A 23,080-nucleotide genomic window follows, 5' to 3' on the forward strand; every position below is an offset into this window, starting at 1 on the left:
CGCAATGGCTGTCGCAAGGTTTTCTTCCGGCGATTTGAAACCCTGAAAAGGAATCTGGCCCATGGCGCACGCGGCGTTTGTATTCGATGCATATGGCACTTTGTTCGATGTCCATGCAGCCGTGCGCAAGCACGCGGAAAAACTGGGGCCGGACGCACAAAGACTGTCGTCCATTTGGCGCGAAAAACAGTTGGAGTATTCTTGGGTCCGTGCGCTGATGGGCCAATACAAGGACTTCTGGGAACTCACCCAGGAAGGTCTGGATACGGCATTCGCGCTGGTTCCGAGCGCAGACCGGTCCTTGAAAAGCGATCTGTTAAACGCCTATTGGGAACTGGATTGCTACCCGGAAGTTCCACAAGTGCTGACGGACCTGAAAGCCACAGGCGCGAAGATCGCAATTTTATCAAACGGGTCTCCGGCAATGCTGGATGCGGCTGCCAAGGCGGCCGGCCTGACGGAGCTGTTTGACGAGATTTTTTCAGTCGACGATCTCAGGACCTTCAAAACCGACCCCCAAGTCTACGAAATGGTCACGACACATTTCCGCATTTATCCCGAAGAAGTGTCTTTCCAGTCTTCCAACAGATGGGACGTAGCAGGCGCTACGGCCTTCGGGTTCAGAACTGTCTGGATGAATAGAACAGGCATGCCGGACGAATATCCCGATCTGGCCCCCAAAGCCGTGCTCGCCGACTTGACGGGGCTCGCCGCGCTCGGTTGAAGAACGAATGGCGGCGTGACGGCACGGGCTTACAAGGGGCTTGGGCGCAAACGGTCTTAGCCGAGACAAGCATACGTCGACTGATGTGACCTTGAGGGCAGACTTTTCAGGTCTGCGCTACCCGGCCCGGCAGCTCAGTATACTGGGCTGATACGCTGCTTGGTGTTCCAGGGCCTGTGAAATCTGATCTGTATCTAGCAGAAAAAGCAAAGCGCAGTGTCTCCTTTCGAAGGAAACACTGCTTGGCGCGTATGCTCTGAAATAAGTCAGAACGATCTGGAAATCCCCAACATGAACCTTTGGCTTCCCGACCGCCTGTCAACATCCGTGCCGCCGAAACTCGAGGTGTCGTCGATGATGCCCGTCAGGGTATAATCAGCGCGCACTCGCCATTTCTCCTTCATGGCAACTTCCAGTCCGGCGCCGACCACCGGGCCGATGGATACAGAGGTCTCCTCATTGCCATTTGCTGTAAGACTGTGCTCAGTCGCTGCAATGCCCGCGCTCAGGTAAGGCATGAAGTTTCCGATCGGCAGCCCAGCCCTTGCTTTGGCTGCTGCCGTCCAGCTGGCCCGCGCCTCGATCGGGCCCAGCGTAGGGTGGCCGCCTTTTTCGGTTCCTCCAAGGTAGGACGCTGCAGCTTCCACGCCCAGGACAACGCGCGAAACCTCCCAGTTATAGCCGCCGTAAATGCCAAAGGCAGCATTGACATGAGACAACTCCTCCGTCCTGTTGCTGGCCTTCACATCCGTCACGGTTTGGGCAATGCCCCCCTCAAAGCCGAGATAAGGACCTGCCCAAAGTGCATGCCCGGAGGCGAAGGTTCCCGTTGCGGGTGGTTCGGTGCTGTTAAGATCGGCCCCATGAGCACCGCTCATCAAGATACCAAGGACGGTGCACAGAATTGCCGGCTTCCATAACCAGTGGCAATAGCCGCGCTGCAGTGGTCTTACCTCGCGGACCTGTTGCAGATCCGAAGACAGGGAAAATCCATAATCGACAAAGGAACTTATCATTCATAGTCTCGCTTTGGCTCAGGTGAACCTTTCCGGTTCATTTGATGATTTATTATCGTAAAACGATAAATTTAAAATTGAAGACAATAATTTTTTTGTCAATAGCAATATTTTAAATTGCAATCTTGCCAGTCGTGGCTTAGACACGCTTTCGGGCTGGCAATCGGAGTGTGCAATGAGCGAGCTTGAACAGGTTGAGCGCGAACGACGCCTGTCGCGGATCCGCCGACTGTCCACGGCCATGAAATGGTTCGTGACAGTTGTCTTGGTAATGGTCGCGGTGATCGGCGCACTACTGGTGATCACCGTCATGTTGCCGGCTGTCCTGGACGCGGCAACGGAGACCGTGGACCTGTCAGATATCGAGCGGAACCTCGGTGAGATTCCAATCGCTCAACGGATCGGCATGGGTATCGTTCTTGCGTGCGCTTTTGGATTGCTGCTCGGCATATGCTGGAACACGAGGCAGTTGTTCGATCAATTCCGGAAAGCGGCCTTTTTCGCGCCCGACACCCTGGCACGCATGATCAAAATCGGTATCTGGTTGCTTGCGTATGGCGTCTTCGACATCCTGAGCGACCCGATCCTGTCTGTCCTGTTGACGTGGGACTATCCCGACGGGGAAGGACAAATCGAGGTGGCCCTCGACGGTGGGGAAGCATTTTTCCTCATATTTGGCGCATTAATGCTCGTCTTTGGCTGGATCATGCGCGAGGCAGCCACTATTGCTGAAGAAAACCGCCAGTTTGTCTGAGAGGCTAGAACATTTGACCGAATGGCACCGCTATGCCGATCATCATTGAACTTGATGTGATGCTTGCCCGCCGCAAAATGCGGTCAAAAGAACTGGCAGAGCGTATTGGCATTACCGAGCAGAACGTTTCCTTGCTGAAATCCGGCAAGGTTAAGGGGGTGCGGTTCGACACCCTTGAGAAAATCTGTGAGGCCCTCGACTGTCAGCCCGGTGACATTCTGATTTACAAGACAGACCCAGAAGCGTGACCCCGCAGGAACGTTCGGTCTCGCGTACAATTAAAAGCGCCGGCCAACAGCACCAGCTCACGCGCGCTGATTACTCAGCCGCCTCGGCGGGACCGTATCCGAGTTGTTCGTTCAGTTTTCCGATCAGACCGACGGCAGCATCGGCAATCACTGTTCCTGGCGGGAAAATCGCCGACGCGCCTGACTGGTAGAGTTCGTCATAGTCCTGAGGCGGTACAACACCCCCGACAACAATCATGATGTCCTCCCGCCCCTCAGTGGCAAGCGCTTCTTTCAGCGCCGGAACGAGGGTCAGATGTCCGGCGGCAAGTGACGAGACGCCAACGACATGTACGTCGTTTTCAACGGCTTGTCGCGCGGCTTCTTCCGGCGTTTGAAACAAAGGCCCTATATCGACATCGAAGCCAAGATCGGCGAATGCGGACGCAATGACCTTCTGTCCCCGGTCATGGCCGTCCTGCCCCATTTTGGCAACCAGAATACGCGGCCGGCGCCCGTCATTTTCCTCAAACGTCTCCACCAGCTCTTGTACTTTGTCCATGGTCCCGGACATGGCCCCTGCCTCCCGTTTGTAGACCCCGGCAATCGATTTGATTTCCGCCTTGTGCCGGTCGAACACCTTCTCCATCGCCAACGAGATTTCGCCCACCGTTGCCATGGCACGCGCGGCTTTCACGGAAAGGTCCAGAAGATTCCCCTCACCGCTTTCACAGCATCTTGTCAATGCATCAAGCGCTGCCTGTGTTTCGGTTTCATTGCGCTCCTGCTTCAACCGCTTGAGTTTATCGATCTGAGCAGCGCGGACCTGCGCATTGTCGACTTTGAGAACGTCAATTGCCGCTTCGCTTTCCGGCTTGAATTTGTTGACGCCGACCACCGTTTGAGAGCCGCTGTCGATGCGGGCCTGCGTTTTGGCGGCCGCTTCTTCGATCCTGAGCTTTGGGATTCCCTTTTCGATCGCCTTGGCCATCCCGCCGAGTTGTTCGACTTCCCGGATATGGGTCATCGCTTTTTCAGCAAGGTCGCTTGTGAGTTTTTCGACATAGTAGGACCCGCCCCACGGGTCGATCACTTTTGTCGTTCCGCTTTCCTGCTGCAGGAAAAGCTGCGTATTGCGTGCGATACGTGCTGAAAAATCCGTCGGCAAAGCCAAAGCCTCGTCAAGGGCGTTCGTGTGCAGCGACTGGGTATGCCCCTGCGTTGCAGCCATCGCTTCAACGCACGTGCGGATCACGTTGTTGAAGACGTCCTGTGCAGTCAATGACCACCCGGACGTTTGGGAGTGTGTGCGCAGTGAGAGCGACTTGGCATTTTTCGGCTGGAAGTTCTCCTGCATGAGTGTGGCCCAGATCAGCCGCGCGGCGCGCAGCTTGGCCACTTCCATGAAGAAATTCATGCCAATGGCCCAGAAGAACGAGAGCCGCGGCGCGAACCGGTCGATATCCATGCCTGCCGCGACACCGGCGCGCGCATATTCGATGCCGTCGGCAATCGTATAGGCAAGTTCAAGGTCTGCGGTCGCTCCGGCTTCCTGCATGTGATAGCCGGAGATCGAGATCGAGTTGAACCGTGGCATGTTCTGGGATGTGTATTTGAAAATGTCGGAGATAATCCGCATCGAGTGCCGCGGAGGATAAATGTAGGTGTTCCGGACCATGAACTCCTTCAAAATGTCGTTCTGGATCGTTCCGGACAAATCCTTCTGCTCTACTCCCTGCTCCTCGGCGGCCACGATGTAGAGCGCCAGAACCGGCAGCACCGCGCCGTTCATGGTCATTGAGACGCTCATCTTATCGAGTGGAATGCCCGAAAAGAGCGTGCGCATGTCGTAAATGGAATCAATCGCTACGCCCGCCATCCCGACGTCGCCTGCGACCCTTGGATGGTCGCTGTCATAGCCGCGATGCGTTGCTAGGTCGAACGCGACTGAGAGGCCCTTTTGGCCGGCGGCGAGGTTGCGCCGGTAAAACGCGTTGGAATCCTCGGCGGTCGAAAATCCTGCATATTGGCGCACTGTCCAGGGTTGCTGGACATACATGGTCGGATAAGGCCCACGCAGGAAGGGCGGGAGCCCAGGCCAGGTATCGAGGTGACGAAGCCCTTCAAGGTCGCCGGAACCGTAGACAGGCTGAACCTCGATCTCCTCCGGGGTCAGCCAGTTCTCGTGCGGTCCAGCCTGTGCATTATTAAGGACATTCCGGAAGGGTTTGTCCGAATAATTCGGGATCCTGCTCATGACGGGACCTCCAATGACAAGTCTTCGTTGTACGTCGCCCCGGTCATTCGGGCGTGAGCATCCTGCAAAACGTCCAGAAGGTCACAGCCTGCGTAAATGAATGCGTCGACGCCGCTCTCTTTCAGCTCGGCTTCACGTGCGCCCGGTTTTCCCGCCAAATAAAGATAGTGCGCGCCAGCTTCTTTCAACATCGACGCGGCAGTCACTGCATCGGTTTCATAAACTCCGTCGGACGATACGATGCAGGCGACAGTCGCACCGCTTTGTTTATAGGCTGCCAGCAATTCATCGAATGTCGGATAAACGGCGGGTGCAACGGTACCGATGCCGCCCGCTGCAAATGCATTCGTTATCCATGTTGCGCGCGCGGTGTATTGAGCAAGACTGCCGAGCGTTGCCAGGAAAACCAGTGGCGGCTTCGACGTCTTCTCCGCCACCTGTTCAGCAGCAGTCCTGAGATGCTCGAAAGGTTCGGCAAGGCGCGCTGCGCCGAGTTCGCTCGAAGAGGAATCAGGCCGTTCGACGATCGCTGAGAGCGCAAATCCCTTCATGGCAGCTTCTTTCAGAGCATCTGTCCATTCGCCGGTGCCAGGCTCCGGAAGGCTGCCGCTGGGAGCGCCGGTCTTGGCACTAGATGGCGTTCGTGCCGTTGACATGACCGAGACGGGCTTTTCCGACAGGTTTGGAAATTCACTTACCCCGGTAATGGGCCGTTTTCGTCGCGCGACATTTTTATCGAGTTCATCTTTCGACGTTGCGACATGCTTTTGCACATGCCCCTGCTCTAGCGCTGTTGCCAACCCGCCGGCGGCCTCTATTGTCTGAAAAAATGCCCAGGCAGCACTGCACAGTTTTTCGGTTCTGTCTTCAATGGCTCCGGAGCCGGCCGCAGGGTCTATGACTTTTGCCAGACTGCTCTCTTCAAGCAAAATCGTCTGCGTGTTGCGTGCCAAGCGGCGCGCCAGTTCATCAGGCAGTCCGACGGCAAGCGTATGAGGCAGTACGCAGACGCTGTCTGCACCGCCGATACCAGCCGCAAAGACGGCAACCGTATTGCGCAAGAGATTGACCCAGGGATCACGCCTTGTCAGCATTCTGAAGGAACTGCACATGTGCAGGTTGGTTCGTGATTGCGGCAGCCCGGCACCGTCCAGAACACACGACCAAAGCGCCCGCATGGCCCGTGCCTTGGCGATCGTACCGAATTGATCCGCATCCGCCGCAACAGTAAGGCTCATCAGCGCCGGCCACGTTTCGGGCTGCAAGGTTGTTTCTTCCAGCAAACGCAGTTGGGCTGTCGCAGAGGCAAGGACAAGTCCGAGTTCCTGTGCAGGCGTCGCACCGGCATTGTGCCAAACCTGTCCGTCAGCGTTCAAGGCTCTGAGCGCCGCGCCTGATTTTTCAACTGCAAGCAACAGGTCTGTTGTCTGACGAAGCGCTTTCTGAAGATCAAATGCCCCTGGAGCATGGCTCGCAAGCCAGGCAAAAGGATCGAAGGCGGAGGTGATTTGGACATCGGACACCGCAATGCCCTTGTGTTCCACCAAGGCGAGGAGCAGCGCCAGCGCTTCGGGCGTTCCGGCCCCCGCATTCACGCGGATTTTGATGAGGTCCAGGAGAACGCCTTCAAACAGCGTTTCAAAATCGGCAATATCCGACGCTTCGATACCGTGTCCCTCGGACGCTTCCGCGCCCGCAAAGACAAGTTCGACACCGTCTGCCCCGCCTTGAAGGTCCTCAAGGATCTGAGCGTTCGCTGCTGCCGGATCCGGAATCTCCACGCGCTGCGTGAGGGTCCAGGTTTGCGCGCCGGACCTTAATTCGCGAGCCGTTGTGTCGCTGCGGCGGGAATAGATCGGTGCGATCTCCAGACCATCTTCAGTGGACCCGAAGAGTGTTTCTCTGGACCGTCCCTTCAGGGCCGTGTCAACGGATTCCCACCAGGCTTTTTCATCGACTGAATAGAAACTTTCCGGTCCGGTAAAACTGAGCGGCATTGCAATCGTCTCCCTTGGCCCCGTTTTAATCCGGCGTTCCAAAGCTTGGCAACTCAGCATTAAGGGTAAGGTTCACGCGGGTTTCAGGCCGACTGAGAAAAACCTATCACATTTTTCTAACGGTGGCGTCACACCAGCCGTGTTGTCGATGAAACCCGAAAAACGCGCAAATTGTGCGCCTTTTTATCGCAACCCTGGAAAAAGTAGTAGCAAGATTTTAAATCAGAAGATGCAATTCGCTGTTATTTTGCCAAATTTTTGGCGTATTAAGCAAACTCTCCCGATTTTCCCTATTGGTACGATCATCAATTGTATTGTAGCGTAACTGCGCTGACGCATGGGAATAAATACCTTAGACAACGTGCGCGGCACCCGGCTTGGGCTTGTGCCACGATCGGTTCAGTCAAAGCCATCAACGAACCCATCATCAGCCGTAGGTGGTTGAAACCACTAGGCTGGCAAGCATGCGGTAATTTAGACCGCTAAGGATGTGCACAATGCTTGATCAGACAGAATTGAAAAGCAAACTGAGAGCAATTTCTGAGGCAAACGCGGCTCACCATGTCCTGGACATTCTGGAGTCGAACCTGCGGCGCATGGGGGCGACGCACATACTCATTACCGGCTTGCCCATGCCGAACCGCCCGATTGACAATCTGGTTCAGCGATTCCGCTGGCCGGACCAGCGTAACGACGGCATCGAGAGCACGTCTTTGTCCGCAAACGACAGCGCGCTGATGCTCGGCCTCGGCTCCAATCGCGCCCGCGTATGGACGATTACAGCAGGAGACATGGAGCACTCCGATCTCCTGGCGTCTGCTGGTGAAGGCAGTCAGATCGTTGTCGTACCGGTGACTGAGCTTTATCCGTTCCAGGCATTCGTTTTCGCCAGCGGACCGGCGCTTCAGGTGAACAAATACGATCTTGCAAACCTGGAAGTGCTTTCGGCAGCTGCCTTTTCCCGGCTGCGCGAACTTGGCGTCATCTCCGGCCAGCGTCCGGGCGCCCTTTCCAGTCGTGAACGCAGGGTCCTTGAGCTGACCGCTTACGGTAAAACAGCCGGCGAGATCGCCGACGTCCTCGACATTTCGCAACGCACGGTTCACGCCCATCTGCAGAACGCAAGCGTCAAGCTCAATGCGTCCAACAAGACCCACACGGTCGTGGAAGCGCTTCGCTACGGGCAGATCAGCGTCTGACATCAGCCAATCGCGGCTGTAACGCTGCCGTATTGAGCAATGAATCCAAAAAGGCGCGCCACAGGCGCGCCTTTTCACTTTATCTGCAGGTATTATTGGCCCTCAGCCGGTTCAATAGGTCATCATCGGCGGCAGCTCTTTTGCCTGATCGACCCATTTCGTCACCTGACTCTCGCTTGGTACCTGGCGAACGAGACTCTTCTCGTCGTTCACTTCCTGCATCTTTGCTGCAAGATTGGCCGCATTTCGATGCTTCAGTTCTTTGACGGTATCGACCCCCGCTGCCTCCAGAAGCTCCGAATACTCTTCACCGACACCGCTGATTCGCATCAGGTCGGCCATGTTGGCCCACTTCAGAATGCGTTTGCCTTCGATACCGGTTTCCTCTTCAAGCGCCTTGCGCCCCTTCGGATCCTTCGCACGCTCCAGATATGCTTCCGTCGTCGTAATGCCCACTTCACCCAGTTTCGCAGCATAAGTCGGGCCAATGCCCTCGATTTCTTTGATCGAATATGACATGCGCAATGAACTCCCTCTAAGACCGATGGCAGAACCCTGGGGCAGCTAGACGACTTGGTTCAACCCCGGAATTTGTGAAATCACTTCCTCCACTACGTCGTCCCCTGCTTTTTCCTTAGCATAGGAAACCAGCTCTTTGACAACACTTTGCACGCCGCCCATATCGAGCCCGGCACTGTTCAGTTCGCTAAGGGCACCCATCGCCCCCATGCTGCCACCCATCATGCTTCCCAGACCGCCGAGCAGGCCACCTCCGGAACCGGCGCCCTCGCGACCGGCCACAAGATCAGCAGCTCCCGGAAGGGCATCAAAAATCAGCTGCATCTTGTCTTCCGGACCTTCGCGGTTCAGGAAGTCTAAAATGATGCCGACCGCGTTGGTCGCTAGGTCTTTGTCGATCCCGGCCGCCGCCATGATCCGGTCAATGAGTTCTTCCATACCGTTCTCCAGGTAAGTCTGTTTGTGCGTCGTGTGTTATCAGCCGCGTCGCCGGTGATTTCTATACATGCTTTTCCGGAAGTCCGTCGACACGACATCGCACCTCGTGCGCGCTTTTTTCCAGCGGCTTTGTTAGGTTCGGGGAAGGTCAGTAAGATTCGGGGGTATCCGTGACGGGAAAAGATAGCATTTTTGTCGGTGCCAGCACCAAGGATGAGACGCTGGCGCTGAAACTGGCCAACCGGCACGGATTGATCGCGGGAGCAACCGGGACCGGCAAGACAGTCTCGTTGCAGATCCTGGCAGAGGGGTTTTCAAAGGCGGGTGTTCCCGTTTTCTGTGCCGACATCAAGGGCGATTTGTCCGGACTGGCCGCCGAAGGTGTCTCCAAGGATTTTCTTGAAAAACGGGCCAGGGAAGTCGGCATAGAAGAGAGCTATACATACAAGGAATTTCCAACCGTTTTCTGGGACCTTCTTGGAAAGCAGGGCCACCCCATCCGAACCACCGTTTCCGAAATCGGCCCCCTTCTTCTTTCGCGCTTGCTGGAGCTGAACGACACCCAGGAAGGCGTTCTGAACGTCCTGTTCGAACTGGCCGACGATGAAGGCTTGCTGCTGCTCGATCTGAAAGACCTGCGGGCAATGCTCGCCCATGTGGCTGAGCGGGCCTCTGAACTCTCCACGCTTTACGGCAACGTTTCCAAGTCGTCGATCGGAGCTATTCAGCGCAGATTGCTCGTGCTTGAGCGCCAGGGTGGAGAGAATTTCTTCGGCGAGCCTGCGCTCGACATCAGGGATTTCATCCGCACTGCGCAGGACGGCCGCGGGATCGTGAATATTCTGGCGGCCGACAAACTCATGTCCTCGCCCAGGCTTTACGCCGTTTTTCTGCTCTGGCTTCTTTCCGAACTGTTTGAGGAACTTCCAGAGGTCGGCGATCCGGAGAAGCCAAAACTGGTTTTCTTCTTCGACGAAGCGCATCTTCTCTTCAGCGGCGCGCCCAAAGCACTCATCGAGAAGGTTGAACAGGTTGTCAGGCTGATCCGGTCAAAAGGCGTCGGCGTCTATTTCGTAACCCAGAACCCGCTCGATATTCCGGAGACGATCCTGGCGCAGCTGGGGAACCGTATTCAACATGCGCTGCGGGCCTTCACACCACGAGACCAGAAGGCGGTCAGGGCCGCTGCGGAGACCTTTCGCCCAAATCCCGACCTGAACACGGAACGCGTCATAACCGAGCTCGGCGTCGGCGAGGCACTCGTTTCAACGCTGGAGGGCAAGGGGATCCCCTCAGTCGTGCAACGAACCCTCATCCGGCCACCCTGCTCGCGTCTTGGGCCGATCACCCAGGCAGAGCGACGCACGCTCATCCAATCGAGCGCCATTTTCGGCCTCTACGAACGGGCCAAGGACAGAAAATCCGCTTATGAAATCCTCATGAACCGCGCGGAAGAGGAACAGCGCCAGGAGCAGCGCAGCCGGGACAGGGAAGAAAAGCATGCCCGCAAACACGGCGAACCGCGAAAGTCCCGGTCCGGATTTCAGTTACCTGACTTCGGCCGCGATGATCGTCCACGCAAAGAGAGCATAAAAAGACGGTCCAGCCGCAGAAGCCAGCGTGACAGCGTGCTGGAAGCCGGACTGAAATCGGCGGCTAGGAGCCTGGGGACGTCTCTCGGGCGTGCACTCGTCCGCGGTTTGATGGGATCGTTGAAGCGCGGAAACTGACGCCTATGGCCGACAGCCGGGAGATTGAACGCAAGGCCTTAAATATTGGAAAATGGGCCAATCTGTTCATGGCCTTTGCCGGTATCCTGACAGCCTGGCTGTCGCGCTCGGATGCCATGCTCGTCGACGGTCTCTATTCAGCTGTCAATTTCGTATCCGCCATCGCCGCTGCACGCATCGGCGCCCGTGTCGGTATGCCGCCCACGCGCAAGCGGCCCTGGGGGCATGATTTCGACGAGGTGCTCTACGTCACCTTCCGCAGTCTGATCCTGATCGGCATTCTTGTTTTTGCGGCCATCGTGTCCGGCATCAAGATCTGGACGTTCTTCACCGGCGGCACTGTTCCTGAACTGGTGTTTGGACCGATCGTCATCTACTCGGTCACGATCGTCCTGATTTGTCTGGCCCTCGCCTTCAACTATCATCGTGCCTACAGAAAAAGCGGCAAGCGCTCGCCTTTATTGAAGACCGAAGCCAGAGCGGCAATGATCGATGGTGTACTGAGTGTAGGAGCGGGCGCAGCCCTTTTGTCGCTTCCCTTTCTTGAGGGAACACCCCTTGCTCCCTATGTGCCGATCGGTGACGCGGTCATCGTGATTGTGCTTATCCTGGCCATCATCTGGCAGCCGCTTGCAACGTTTCGAAAGACGCTCGCAGACCTTGCCGGGGTCAGCGCGCCAAAGGGCACGCATTCAAAGGCGGCGCGCGCAGCGCGGGATCTCGCCCTGGAAAAAGGCTACCGATTCCAAAGAGCCGCAGTCCTCCAGGCCGGCCGTATGCACTACGCGGCAATCTATATCGATCCCGGCAAAGCCGTCCTGGCCGAAGAGATCGATGCATTTCAAACGCAGCTGCTGGAGAAACTGGAGACAACAATAGGACCAACGAGAGTTGAGGTTATCGTAACGGCGCGCGGTGCTCTGTCTGCAGCAAAGCCGCTGCTTCCGGAAAAGAGCTAATTCCATTTGCGCTTCGCGCACGCTTGTGGCCTGTTAGGGCCTTCTAAAGGGCCGTGCATTCTTCGGCCAGCCATTCTGTTCCAAATTCAAGGATCCGTTATGAGTTCCATCGATAAGGTCTTGGCGCGCATCGAGACCAATTTCGAAGCCAGCCTCGATCGACTGTTCGACCTTCTCAAAATCAAAAGCATATCGACCGACCCTGAATTCGCAGCACCGTGCCGTGAAGCTGCAGAATGGCTCGCGCGTGAACTGAAATCGATCGGCATTGAGGCATCCGTGCGCGATACGGCCGGTCATCCGATGGTTGTCGGGCACCGCAAATCCGGCAAACAAGGCCCGCATGTACTTTTTTATGGCCATTACGATGTGCAGCCTGTCGATCCCCTGAACCTTTGGGATCAGGACCCGTTTGAACCCAGCATCAAGACACGCGAGGACGGCAGTAAGATCATTGTTGCCCGCGGTGCATCCGACGACAAAGGTCAATTGATGACATTCGTCGAAGCCGCCCGCGCGTTTATTGAGGAAACCGGCGACCTGCCAATCGACGTGAGCATTCTGTTCGAAGGAGAAGAAGAATCCGGTTCTCCGTCGCTTGGCCCGTTTCTGGATGCGCACAAGGATGAACTGTCCTGTGATCTAGCCCTCGTATGCGACACGGGCATGTGGGACGCGCGGACGCCGGCAATCGCGGTCATGCTGCGCGGCATGGTCGGTGACGAAATCATCGTCAAGGCCGCGAGCCGCGACCTCCACTCCGGCATGTATGGCGGATCGGCACAAAACCCCAACCACATTGTCGCCAGCATCATCGCCGGTTTGCACGATGAAAACGGCAAAGTGACCCTGCCCGGCTTTTATGATGGCGTGATCGAACTGCCTGAAGACGTCAGCAGGATGTGGGATGGTCTCGATTTTTCCGTCGAGGATTTTCTCGGCGAGGTTGGGTTGAAGTATCCGCGCGGTGAAAACGACCGCAAGCCACTGGAGCACCTTTGGTCGCGACCGACCGTTGAAGTCAACGGTATGTGGGGCGGTTATCAGGGCGCCGGCTCAAAGACGGTCATACCTTCCGAGGCCCATGCCAAATTCACGTTCCGGCTGGTAGGCGATCAGGATCCGGACAAGATCCAGCAATCCTTCCGTGACTATGTCCGCTCCAAGATACCGGCTGACTGCTCCGTCGAATTCATTGCCAAGGACGGCAGCCCTGCCCTTCGTCTCGATTTCCAGATGCCCGCGCTCGAAAAAGGCGAAGCCGCCCTCAAGAACGAATGGGGCAAGGAGGCGGCTCTCGTCGGAATGGGTGGGTCTATCCCCATTGTCGGCGATTTCAAACGCACCCTGGGCATGGACACCTTGATGATCGGCTTCGGTTTGGAAGACGACCAGATCCATTCGCCGAACGAGAAATATAATCTGACAAGTTTTCACAAGGGCATTCGGTCCTGGGCACGCGTCCTTGACGAATTGTCGAAGAACTGACGGCGGACAGCGGCAAACCGGCATCTCTGCAAGTTGAAAGCGTACGGGATAAAAACATGAAATCCATTTGCGTCTTTTGCGGATCCAGCTTCGGATCGCGTGAAAGTTATAAGGAAGCGGCCCGCTCAACGGGCCGCGTCATTGCCGAAAACGGGTATCGGCTCGTTTATGGCGGCGCCAAGGTCGGTCTGATGGGAACCGTTGCCGACGCTGCTCTTGAAGCCGGCGGTGACGTTATCGGGGTATTGCCGAAGTCGCTTCAGGAAAAGGAAATCGGTCACGAAGGCCTGAATGAACTTCATCTCGTTGGTTCGATGCACGAACGAAAGGCGATGATGGCGGATCTGTCCGACGGCTTTATCGCCTTGCCCGGAGGCGTCGGAACACTGGAGGAAATCTTCGAAGTCTGGACCTGGGGCCAGCTCGGTTATCACGAAAAACCCTGCGGTTTTCTCAATGTCGGCGGCTACTACGATCACCTGATCGCTTTTTTGGATCATCAGACCGAAGAAGCCTTCACGAAGCCGGTGATGCGCAGCATGGTTCAGATCAGCGAATCCGCACAAGGCCTGATTGACCAGTTTAAGTCCTATGAACCACCAAGTACGCCGAAGTGGATAAAGAAAGACGAAACCTGAGGAGGTTCCAGGGAACGCAGCGGGCTGGGCCTGAACTTTCCACAGCACCGTCTCGCTGCAATTGCAAAATAATCCAGAGTTGTTAAACCCTTGTGAGAACTGCGTGCAAAGCGCAGCCCGCAATAACGATGTGTTTGGTCCATGCGCTGCCGATTTTTAAACGCTTTTACAGTCTCATTTGCCCTGGCTGTTGCGGCCTGCTCACCGACAGCCGATTTTGACGGGACTTCAGGCCGGCTTGTTCAGACATCAAACGTCACGCTTGTCCAGATTACCGAAGATAGTGTCGGCGGAATCACGCCCGAGACACGATACGGCTCCAAGTCAATCGAATCGGCTCTGCCCGGCTTCACCACCGAAGGCATTCAAACGGCGGTGGAAAACAAAACCGAATGGGCGCTTGCGGCTTTCAATACCGATGGCTTTCAGGTTCTTCAGGTCTTCAAGGGTCAAAATGGCAAGGTGCGTTCGGTTCACGGCGTTACCCATCATCTGCAGGGGCCCAATGGCGAGCGGATCGGTATGACATTGGGTGACATTGGCACCGCCAAGGCCGATTGCCGCGCCGGCAAGAATCTCTGGCGTGGGATGGCCATCTGCAAATCGCGCGGACACCCGAACGTTGAACTGGTCTACGCGATCCCGGGTTACCAGGGACCATTCGACCGGCTGCCGCCGTCAAAGGAGCTGTTCGACGCCGAGTTGCAGCGCATTTTGTGGACGCCGAAAAGCTGACAAAATCGTCTGCCTGTAGGGCTCTCCCGGACGAATTGTAATCCACATCACAATCCGAAAACGCGTTCCCCGCTAAGCTTTTTCCACGCTAAGGCGAGGAAGCGGTCATGATGAGGTATGGAGACAAACGCAAGCAACATATCCAGATGGTGTGTCCAGCAGTGCGCACGCCGCTGCAAAAGAGCGAAGACCAGCAAGAAAAGGTCAGTGTAAAGCAAAGTTGACCTTGCCGGAGCTTTCTGGCGCCCCGTCAGGATGGACAATTTGCACCAGCACCCGATACTCGATGTGCATTTCATCGAATCGGACAGGGCTGGGGTCCACCATTGAAAAAGGCATTCTTTTGCACGCTAGTAGGCCTTGCATCCCTTTTAGGCCCGGCAATTGATGTCTTTGCATCGCCACCTTCACCGGAAGCAACCAAAATCCTTTTCGTCGGGAACAGCCTGACGCTTGGCAATGATCTGCCTGGACTGGTGAAAAGCATTGCTGCCTCCAAAGGCGTGAGCATCGTCACGCGGACAGCCGCCAAAGGAAGCGCACGCCTGGCACACCACGCCGAAAACCCTCAGTTAAGAGCACTCCTTGACGAAACCGCCTGGGATTTCGTGGTTCTTCAGGAGCACAGCCAGTTGCCGGCGCTGCGCGACGAAGACGTGGCCAAAAAAACGCTCCCCTACGCGAGCTGGCTTGCAGAGCGCGCGCGACTCATGTCGCCTGCAACCCAGGTCGTTTTCTACATGGCAATGGCCCATAGAGACGGTGACCAGTTCAACAAGACCAGTTTTTCGGAGGTAGGAACATACGAAGGCATGCAGCAACGGAGCAACGTCACCTACAATCGAATGGCCAGGGAGAACGAGGCTTCGGTGGTCCCGGTCGGTGTTGTGTGGTCCCATATGCGAACCAGCCATCCGGACGTTGAGCTTTACGTTGATGAGCGCCACCCGACAGTCGCGGGCAGTTACTTGGCTGCGTGCGTCTTTTTCACCACTTTGTTCTCACAAGGCTGCGAAGGGGCATTTCAGCCCGTGACACTCGCTGACGGCACGGGCCTCAAGATCCAGAACCTGTCCGATGACGTGTTGCTTCGCAATGCCGGCATCCAGTGACCTGACCCCTCCTATTCCCCCAAATGGCACCGTGACCTTTGCCGAATCCTGGTTTAAGCCTGGGACATGACATCAAAGGCGAAAACAATCGATCCGCAAATGCTCGCAACGGATCTGAAGGAAGGCAAACGCGCGGCTCTCGCCCGCGCGATTACACTTGTTGAATCGAAAAAGGCTGACCATCGCCATGTCGCGCATCAGTTGATTCAGGACGTGCTGCCGCTGACCGGCAAGGCCTTGCGGATCGGTATTACCGGCGTGCCGGGCGTTGGCAAATCAACGACCATCGACACGCTCGGTTCCAATCTGACGGAAGAAGGCCACAAGGTCGCGGTTTTGGCGGTCGATCCCTCGTCAACCCGCACCGGCGGATCGATCCTGGGCGACAAGACACGCATGGCAAGGCTTGCGACCGATCCGAAAGCGTACATCCGCCCCTCCCCATCCGCCGGAACGCTCGGCGGCGTTGCCGCCAAAACCCGCGAGACCATGCTGTTGTGCGAAGCTGCCGGTTTCGACGTGATCCTGGTGGAGACTGTCGGTATCGGCCAGTCTGAGACGACCGTTGCCGACATGGTTGATTTCTTTCTTGTTCTCATGCTGCCGGGCGCCGGGGATGAACTTCAGGGCATCAAGAAGGGCGTGCTGGAAATTGCCGATATGATTGCGGTCAACAAGGCAGATGGAGATGGTGCAACCCGTGCACGCTCGGCTGCGGCCGACTACCGTGCTGCCCTCCACATTCTCGCGCCGAAATCTCCCAACTGGACACCGCCGGTCATTACCATATCGGGTCTCGTCAATCAGGATCTCGACACGCTTTGGCAGCAGATTGAACAATACAGTCACCGGATGCAGGCCAGCGGCGAATGGCAGGAAAAACGCTCCCGGCAACAGGTTGCCTGGATGTGGGACATGTTGCAGCAGCGCATGAGCGAAGCGCTCAGAACCAACAAAAAAACAGCCGAGCGATTGAAGTCTCTCGAAAGCAGCGTTCACGACGGAACAACTGCGGTTTCGCTTGCCGTTGACGAACTTGCCGACCTGATGGGCCTATCGGAATGACAGGAGCAGCCAAGACAATTCTGGTGACGGGTTTCACGCCGTTTCCGGGGGCGCCGGTCAACCCGACGGAACAGCTGATGAGGCGTTTGAGCAAACGTCTGGGCAAGCATCAGTCCGGCGTTGAGTTCATTTTTGAGGTACTGCCGACAACCTGGGCCGGACGGCAGGAGGTTACTTCGAAGCTGCGCGAAGAACTCCGGCCGGATGCAATTGTGCATTTCGGTGTCGATGGCACACGGCGGACGCTCAATGTCGAAACCCGGGCTGTCAATCGCGCGACCAGAATCCGCACAGACGCTGATGGCAAATCGCCCACGCGCCCTGAACTTGCCCCAGGCAATGAAAGGGCAAGGTCGGCGACGCTTCCCGCACGCGCCCTGCTCGAAGCCGCGAAAACAGCCGGTGTACCGTCATCTCTTTCAACGAATGCCGGAACTTATCTTTGCAACGCCACCTTGTGGGATACCCTGGGGTCCGGTGTGCCCTCCATTTTCATCCACGTCCCGTCCCTGCCGAAAGGCAGGCAAGACATGCGCCCGTCCTATCCGGCCATTGAGGAAGCCGCAGTCAGATTGCTGAAGGAAACCGCAAGACGGCTGCGGTAAACCACTCCCGGCAAGTCGAGCGCTGTCCCGGACTTTATCCAGGACCTTTCTCAACACTTGAATGGGCCTCGGCTCAAAGCCGGGGCGACATCGAAAGCGCGGATGAGGAAAAAGTTACGAATTTCAGTTTAGATTATCGAAGATAAATTCAGTCACGCAAGGCCCCGAAAACGACGACAATGCCGCCTTATGAATTGAGCTTTCCGCTGAAAGTAATATGCACCCTGATCGTAGTCCTTCCGCTAGCCTGGCTCATCTCGGCATTTACAGAGGGTCATTTCCTGACGACAGCCGTTTCACTCATCTGCTTTGTAATTCTTATGGAACTTGTGAAAGCATTTGCACGGTCATTGCGCTGAAAAAGGCTGGCCAGTATTCGAAAAGTCTTGTTTTGACATCAGTTCGACGTATTGGACTTCAGCGCTCAAGAAGCCTCTCTACCTGCCGGACACAGTCCGCAGCCATTTCCGTTGACAGACCTGCACGTCCCAGAACCCTCAGCCCGAAATAGGCGGAAAGCACCCCGCGTGCGGTTTCCCGGTTCCCTGCGTCATCCCGAGGCCGATCGTCTGTCAGAGCCTTGAAAAAGGCATTTTCCAGCCGGTGTACCATCGCCTGAAGCTTGTTTTCCGCTTCGCCACCTTCCGCCGCCTTGTCGATCAGTGCATTACACAAAAAGCAGCCGAGCCGGTCTCCGTCCGCCCTCACCGCCTGTGCCACCTTTTCGAAAAGCCCCAGGATGCGGTCGCGGCCCGTGCCCTGGGCAGTGTCGGACAGATAGGCAACGGTCCCACTGATAACCTTGTCATTGTAGCGATCAAGCGATTCCAGATAGATGGACTGTTTGTCCTGGAATGCCTTGTAGAAAGACCCCTTGGTTATTTCCATCGCCGCAAGAAGCTCCGACAGCGAAGCCTCTTCATAGCCCACGTCCCAGAACAGGGTCATGGCCTTGTCCATCGCCTCTTCGGGGTCAAACTCACGTGGTCTTGCCATGTTCCATCCTCGTCTTCACAAAGACATCAACCGGCACTCACGCTCTTGTGTTTTGTACCGATCGGTTCCCAACCGTATGTTTCTTTCACCGGCATGAACGGTCGACTCTGATCAGTTAGGAACCGAATGGTACCGAAATATGGCGATCAGGGCAATCTCTTCCAAGCCGGCTCAAATCGAACGCCTTTCAAAGGCTGACCCCTGGGAGTCTTTTCAAATGCTCAAGAACCTGATCCGCGGCTCCGTTGCTGCTCTCGTTGTTGTTTCCGGTCTCGTATCCAGCGCCTTTGCTGCCGGTTTTGACGTGAACGCAACCGTCACCGGTCTCGCGCTGCGCGGTGTGGACCCGGTCTCCTACTTCACAAACGGCGCTCCGCTGGACGGCGACTTCTCGATCACTGAAGTTCATAGTGGCGCAACCTACCGTTTCGTTTCTGAAGAAAACCGTGACCTTTTCAAACAGAACCCGGAAAAGTACCTGCCGGCATATGGCGGCTTCTGCGCCTTCGGAACGGCCATGGGCGTCAAGGTGGACGGTGATCCCGACCTGTGGAAGATCGTCGACGGCAAGCTCTACCTGAACCTGTCCGAAAGCATCCAGGAACGCTGGAACAAAGACATTCCGGGCTTCGTCAGTTCCGCAGACGACAACTGGACGCAGATCGAAAACACCGATCCGAGCGAACTCTAATCGATCTTTCTGCCCCCTGAAGATCGATTGCCACCGGCCGGGTGCGTCCCGGCCGGTTTTTTGTTGCTCCTGTGCGGTGTGAAGATCCCGGCTTATGTCCGGACGACGTAAAGCGCACGCCGCTTCCGCGAACCTGAAGCAATTCCTGCCACTCCGGCACGCCCCTTGCTGAGTTCTAAGTCAAAACCTGACTTGCCTCCCAACTTGGGACGCTTCCAGCTAATGGTCTTGCCGATGACACGCGATATTTCAAAACTGAGCCGACGGGCGTTTCTTGCCGGGACAGCAGTGTGCCTTTCCGGGACAACCTCTGTGGCACAAATGAAAGTCGCCGATCTCCGAGGCTCGATCGATTCCGCCGATCTGGGTCTTCTGCCTAATGCGGCGAATGACCAGACCGCCCAGTTTCAGAACGCGGTCAACCGGGCCGTAGAACGTGGGCGGGCGCTCTTTCTTCCGGCAGGAACCTACCCCGTTGCCAACCTACGCCTGCCCTCGGGCACGCTGATTGTCGGTGTTCCGGGCAGAACGCGGCTTGTCTATCAGGGTGGCGGCGGTCAGTTGATCCGGGCCGAAGGCGTCAGCAACATCGGAATCCAGGGCGTCACCTTCGACGGCGCCAACCGGTCGATCGGCGATTTCACCGAAGGGCTTCTTCATTTCGTTGGCGTTCGCAATCTCTCGCTCGACAATTGCGACATCGCCGGCTCCTCGAAGATGGGTGTCGTGCTCGACAGGTGCTCGGGCCGGGTTGAAAACTGCAGGATCTACGGCGCGGCTGAAGCAGGTCTCAGGTCCAACGAGGCAGACGGCCTGTCGATCACGGGAAACACCGTGACGGATTGCGCCAATGGCGGCATCTGGATCCATCGCTGGCGCGACGGCGAAGATGGCACGATCGTCTCGGGCAACCGGATCGAGCGCATCGATGCGCGTTACGGCGGAACCGGTCAGTTCGGCAACGGGATCAACGTTTTCCGAGCACATGGCGTTCTCATCTCGAACAATCGCATCACCGACTGCGCATTTTCGGCTATCCGGTCCAACACCGGCTCGAACGTCCAGATAATCGGCAACTCCTGTCTGCGATCCGGCGAATGCGCGATCTATTCGGAGTTCAACTTCCAGGGCGCGGTCATTTCCAACAACATTGTCGATGGCGGCACCACCGGCATTTCAATCGCCAATTTCATGGATGGCGGCCGCATGTCGGTCTGCTCGGGCAACCTCATTCGGAACATCACCGAAGACGGCCCCTACCCGCCCGAAGTCTCCGGATTTGGAATCGGGATCGCTGCAGAAGCAGACACGACGTTGACCGGCAATGTCATCGAAGGTGCACCGAGGTTCGGCATGCTTCTTGGCTGGGGCCCATACATGCGCAACATCGCGGCCTCGCAGAACATTCTGCGCGACTGCGGCACGGGCATTGCGGTAACCGTCGTTGACGGCGCCGGACCGGCAGCCATCACCAACAACATTGTCCAGGGGTCGAAACTCGGCGCGATCAAGGGGTATCGCTGGCTGGAAGCGGCAACGGATGAACTGAACAATACAACACGTTTTGCCAACCTGACCGTGACAGGCAATCAGGTAAGCGCCTGAGCGTCACTCATCGGAAAGGGCGAAGCGTAACGAAAGGCATGAAAGGCCGCCGTCAACCTTGCGGGCTTCGTGGGTTGGCAGCGCAATGGTCGAAAAACCGGCAGCTTCGATCGCTGCCCGGGTCTTCGGATACGCTTCTGGAACAAGAACGACATCGTTGATCCGGATCACGTTGGCAGCATACTCCTCGCCGTCCGGAACAATGACGACCTTGCGATCCCCGAAGAACCCGCTTCCCGCCATGACACCCGTCGCAAGAACAACGCTGTCACCGAGTGTCGAGCAGGCCGTCTTGAAGTGAAGGACGCCTTCCGGCGTCTCGCAGATTTCGGCCGAATATCCCAATTCTGAGAGAATATCGCGGAAAGCGCGGGCACCCTTTTGATCCGTGCGTGCCGACAGACCGATCAGGATAGTGTCGTCCAGCATAAGCACGTCTCCGCCGTCGACATGCCCGCCCTCGGGCAACTCGATGACTTTGTCAAACCTGGCGGCAAGCGCCGGACGGATGTGCACAGCTTCACCGGCGCGGGTTTCAGCTCCCGGACGGAGCAGGATCGCGCCCTCCGGCAGGCAAAAAGCAGGGTCCTCGACGAAGCAGCTGTCCGGATACTGTTCAAGCGGCGGCAGGACATCCACCGTCAAACCCGCCTCTTGCAGGGCGCTTACATAAAGCGCATGTTCTTCGCGGAATTTGGCACCGATCGGGTCACCGGCATCAAGCGCCCGCAGTCCGTTTGCAACGCTGTCGGACGGCAGCCGCGTGATGGCATGCGTGAAACGAAACGAAAGTCCTGGCCCGTGCGGCATCTGGAAACTCCAATGAAACAATCAGCGCTACGAGCAACCATCCGATTGGCTGTTTTGCAAGACCTTCCGCACCTGAAACAGTGTATCGAACGGGCATACGCACAGGACAAGGCCCGGATCAAAAACCTTCCCGACGTTTCTGCCGGTCTGGAAGAGGCCTTTCACTCAAACACTATCCTTGTCGCGGAAGTCGACGGCAGGCGCGCCGGCTGCGCCATTTTGAGCTTAAAGGGCTCAGAAGCGCATCTGATCAACCTTGCCGTCGACCCCGGCTTCATGGGGCGCGGTCTCGGCAGGCAGCTGGTTGAAGCGGCAGAACGGAAAGCGATTGAACATGGTGCGCTCGACATGCATCTTGCGACCCATCCGGAGATGCCTCGCAACGTTTCGATGTATTCGAAGCTCGGCTGGAATGAAGCTTCAAGAAATGCTCATAAAATCCTGATGCTAAAGAAATTAAGATAATACCTGCTTCAATGCAGACAGGAATCCGTCAGTAGGTTTGATATGGCCCGCCTGAATGCCTCTGCGGGTGAGCACCGGCGGATTGACGAGGCTGTCAAGCAGGACCGATTCGTCTTCATTAAGGTCAAGCATGACCTCCAATATCGCGCCGATCATCACTTCCGACGCCCTCGTTGCGCCATCATCGCATTTCAAGGCGATGCCAAAGCCGAGCTCGGGAACGGCAGCACAGAAGACACCCTCAGCGCCGGTTTTTACGAACACGCGGCCCCGAAAGACGTCCATGACCTGCGTGCAAAAGCGATCGGCACCGGCGACCATGTAGGGTTCGTTGATGCAGGCATCATAGATCTGCCGGGCTGCATCCGCGCGCAGGGGGTCCAGCCCCTCGCCTGTCCCGAAGGCGGCGAAAGCGCCAGCGAAATTCTTCAAAGGTGACGCATAGGTCGGGATCGAACACCCATCCGTGCCGCAGACATCTTCAGAAAGCGTGTCGCCCGTGAGTTGCTCCATGACAAGTCGAATTTCGCGTTGCACGGGATGATCGGGGTTTATGTACCCGCGAGTCTCCACACCCATGCTTTTCGCAAGGCCGAGGAACCCGGCATGCTTGCCCGAACAGTTGTTGTGAAGCCCGCAGGGGACTTCATCGGCAAGGATCAGCTTGGCGGCATCTTCCATGCGTTTTGGCCATTGAGGACCGCATTCCAGATCGTCCTCGCTCAGTCCCGCTTTCATCAGCATCACGCGCGCTGCATTTGCATGGACTTCTTCGCCGTTGTGAGACGCGCATGCGAGGGACAACTCGGCATCCGTCAGATCCAGCGCTTCCGACGCACCGGACTCCACAAGCGGCAAGGCCTGCAGCGCCTTGATCGCGGATCGCGGAAAAACCCTGGCCTCAACATCGCCGATCCCGCAAACGAGCGTACCCTTTGTGTCGACAATCGCAACACTGCCACGATGCTGGCTTTCCGTGAGATTGCCACGCGTGACATTCACCAGAGCCGGATTGTCCATGAGGTTTTTCATCCTGTTAATGCGGTCGTT

Annotated in this window: 23 protein-coding genes; 15 read left to right on the forward strand and 8 right to left on the reverse strand. The window is 56.8% G+C overall.

Annotation, left to right across the window (positions count from 1 at the left end):
• The first annotated feature begins 61 nt into the window (after positions 1-61).
• The gene (locus tag ABVF61_RS02435; RefSeq protein WP_353991933.1) at positions 62-724 is read left to right on the forward strand and encodes a haloacid dehalogenase type II; all 663 of its coding nucleotides are present in this window, start codon (positions 62-64) and stop codon (positions 722-724) included.
• 266 nt (positions 725-990) lie between these two features.
• Here the strand turns inward: ABVF61_RS02435 and ABVF61_RS02440 are convergent, their stop codons facing one another.
• On the reverse strand, positions 991-1,740 hold the full coding sequence (locus ABVF61_RS02440; protein WP_353991934.1) for an outer membrane protein: 750 nt from the start codon (positions 1,738-1,740) through the stop codon (positions 991-993).
• Positions 1,741-1,915: 175 nt separating this feature from the next.
• On the opposite strand from ABVF61_RS02440, the gene ABVF61_RS02445 reads away from it, so the two are divergent.
• Positions 1,916-2,494, forward strand: a complete 579-nt coding sequence (locus tag ABVF61_RS02445; RefSeq protein ID WP_353991935.1) for a DUF2975 domain-containing protein — start codon at positions 1,916-1,918, stop codon at positions 2,492-2,494.
• A gap of 32 nt (positions 2,495-2,526) precedes the next feature.
• Positions 2,527-2,742, forward strand: a complete 216-nt coding sequence (locus tag ABVF61_RS02450) for a helix-turn-helix domain-containing protein (RefSeq protein WP_353991936.1) — start codon at positions 2,527-2,529, stop codon at positions 2,740-2,742.
• A 70-nt stretch (positions 2,743-2,812) separates the two neighbouring features.
• On the opposite strand, the gene scpA is transcribed toward ABVF61_RS02450, so the two are convergent.
• Entirely contained in the window at positions 2,813-4,978 is a 2,166-nt protein-coding gene (scpA, locus tag ABVF61_RS02455; protein ID WP_353991937.1) for a methylmalonyl-CoA mutase, read from the reverse strand.
• Positions 4,975-6,975: a methylmalonyl-CoA mutase family protein gene (locus ABVF61_RS02460; protein WP_353991938.1), complete on the reverse strand. Its 2,001-nt coding sequence runs from the start codon at positions 6,973-6,975 to the stop codon at positions 4,975-4,977. The genes scpA and ABVF61_RS02460 overlap by 4 nt, the downstream gene beginning before the upstream one ends.
• A gap of 497 nt (positions 6,976-7,472) precedes the next feature.
• On the opposite strand from ABVF61_RS02460, the gene ABVF61_RS02465 reads away from it, so the two are divergent.
• Entirely contained in the window at positions 7,473-8,174 is a 702-nt protein-coding gene (locus ABVF61_RS02465) for a LuxR C-terminal-related transcriptional regulator (RefSeq protein WP_353991939.1), read from the forward strand.
• A 111-nt stretch (positions 8,175-8,285) separates the two neighbouring features.
• Here the strand turns inward: ABVF61_RS02465 and ABVF61_RS02470 are convergent, their stop codons facing one another.
• Together ABVF61_RS02470 and ABVF61_RS02475 are read right to left on the reverse strand one after the other, a co-directional pair.
• The gene (locus ABVF61_RS02470; RefSeq protein ID WP_353991940.1) at positions 8,286-8,693 is read right to left on the reverse strand and encodes a DUF4332 domain-containing protein; all 408 of its coding nucleotides are present in this window, start codon (positions 8,691-8,693) and stop codon (positions 8,286-8,288) included.
• A 45-nt stretch (positions 8,694-8,738) separates the two neighbouring features.
• Positions 8,739-9,131 carry a DUF2267 domain-containing protein gene (locus tag ABVF61_RS02475; RefSeq protein ID WP_353991941.1) on the reverse strand — a complete coding sequence of 131 codons (393 nt, stop codon included), beginning with the start codon at positions 9,129-9,131 and terminating at the stop codon, positions 8,739-8,741.
• Positions 9,132-9,301: 170 nt separating this feature from the next.
• On the opposite strand from ABVF61_RS02475, the gene ABVF61_RS02480 reads away from it, so the two are divergent.
• The 8 genes from ABVF61_RS02480 to ABVF61_RS02515 all read left to right on the forward strand — a co-directional run bounded on the left by ABVF61_RS02480 (position 9,302) and on the right by ABVF61_RS02515 (position 17,463).
• Positions 9,302-10,861, forward strand: a complete 1,560-nt coding sequence (locus ABVF61_RS02480; RefSeq protein WP_353991942.1) for a helicase HerA-like domain-containing protein — start codon at positions 9,302-9,304, stop codon at positions 10,859-10,861.
• Between the two features lie 5 nt (positions 10,862-10,866).
• Positions 10,867-11,820, forward strand: coding sequence for a cation efflux transmembrane domain-containing protein (locus ABVF61_RS02485; RefSeq protein ID WP_353991943.1), 954 nt, complete (start codon positions 10,867-10,869; stop codon positions 11,818-11,820).
• A 99-nt stretch (positions 11,821-11,919) separates the two neighbouring features.
• Positions 11,920-13,308 carry a dipeptidase gene (locus ABVF61_RS02490; RefSeq protein ID WP_353991944.1) on the forward strand — a complete coding sequence of 463 codons (1,389 nt, stop codon included), beginning with the start codon at positions 11,920-11,922 and terminating at the stop codon, positions 13,306-13,308.
• Positions 13,309-13,364: 56 nt separating this feature from the next.
• A complete protein-coding gene (locus ABVF61_RS02495) occupies positions 13,365-13,946 on the forward strand; it encodes an LOG family protein (RefSeq protein ID WP_353991945.1) in 582 nt (193 codons plus the stop codon).
• Positions 13,947-14,087: 141 nt separating this feature from the next.
• Complete coding sequence (locus ABVF61_RS02500) at positions 14,088-14,681, forward strand: DUF1131 family protein (RefSeq protein ID WP_353991946.1); 594 nt, start codon at positions 14,088-14,090, stop codon at positions 14,679-14,681.
• Between the two features lie 326 nt (positions 14,682-15,007).
• Positions 15,008-15,793, forward strand: a complete 786-nt coding sequence (locus tag ABVF61_RS02505; RefSeq protein ID WP_353991947.1) for a DUF4886 domain-containing protein — start codon at positions 15,008-15,010, stop codon at positions 15,791-15,793.
• 66 nt (positions 15,794-15,859) lie between these two features.
• Positions 15,860-16,858 carry a methylmalonyl Co-A mutase-associated GTPase MeaB gene (gene meaB / locus ABVF61_RS02510; RefSeq protein ID WP_353991948.1) on the forward strand — a complete coding sequence of 333 codons (999 nt, stop codon included), beginning with the start codon at positions 15,860-15,862 and terminating at the stop codon, positions 16,856-16,858.
• On the forward strand, positions 16,855-17,463 hold the full coding sequence (locus ABVF61_RS02515; protein WP_353991949.1) for a pyroglutamyl-peptidase I: 609 nt from the start codon (positions 16,855-16,857) through the stop codon (positions 17,461-17,463). Before meaB ends, ABVF61_RS02515 begins: the two co-directional genes overlap by 4 nt.
• Positions 17,464-17,880: 417 nt before the next feature.
• Here ABVF61_RS02515 and ABVF61_RS02520 read toward each other — a convergent pair whose 3' ends face one another.
• Positions 17,881-18,459: a TetR/AcrR family transcriptional regulator gene (locus ABVF61_RS02520; RefSeq protein ID WP_353991950.1), complete on the reverse strand. Its 579-nt coding sequence runs from the start codon at positions 18,457-18,459 to the stop codon at positions 17,881-17,883.
• 217 nt (positions 18,460-18,676) lie between these two features.
• Here ABVF61_RS02520 and ABVF61_RS02525 point away from each other — a divergent pair, with 217 nt between their 5' ends.
• The gene (locus ABVF61_RS02525) at positions 18,677-19,150 is read left to right on the forward strand and encodes a YHS domain-containing (seleno)protein (protein ID WP_353991951.1); all 474 of its coding nucleotides are present in this window, start codon (positions 18,677-18,679) and stop codon (positions 19,148-19,150) included.
• 234 nt (positions 19,151-19,384) lie between these two features.
• Positions 19,385-20,755: a TIGR03808 family TAT-translocated repetitive protein gene (locus ABVF61_RS02530; RefSeq protein ID WP_353991952.1), complete on the forward strand. Its 1,371-nt coding sequence runs from the start codon at positions 19,385-19,387 to the stop codon at positions 20,753-20,755.
• A gap of 3 nt (positions 20,756-20,758) precedes the next feature.
• Here the strand turns inward: ABVF61_RS02530 and ABVF61_RS02535 are convergent, their stop codons facing one another.
• Entirely contained in the window at positions 20,759-21,565 is an 807-nt protein-coding gene (locus ABVF61_RS02535; RefSeq protein ID WP_353991953.1) for a dimethylarginine dimethylaminohydrolase family protein, read from the reverse strand.
• 12 nt (positions 21,566-21,577) lie between these two features.
• Between ABVF61_RS02535 and ABVF61_RS02540 the strand changes: the two genes are divergently transcribed.
• Complete coding sequence (locus ABVF61_RS02540) at positions 21,578-22,030, forward strand: GNAT family N-acetyltransferase (RefSeq protein ID WP_353991954.1); 453 nt, start codon at positions 21,578-21,580, stop codon at positions 22,028-22,030.
• Here ABVF61_RS02540 and ABVF61_RS02545 read toward each other — a convergent pair.
• A complete protein-coding gene (locus ABVF61_RS02545; protein WP_353991955.1) occupies positions 22,022-23,050 on the reverse strand; it encodes an asparaginase in 1,029 nt (342 codons plus the stop codon). The genes ABVF61_RS02540 and ABVF61_RS02545 overlap by 9 nt on opposite strands.
• Positions 23,051-23,080: the final 30 nt, after the last annotated feature.

The organism is Roseibium sp. HPY-6 (genome assembly GCF_040530035.1).
Taxonomy (GTDB): Bacteria; Pseudomonadota; Alphaproteobacteria; order Rhizobiales; family Stappiaceae; genus Roseibium.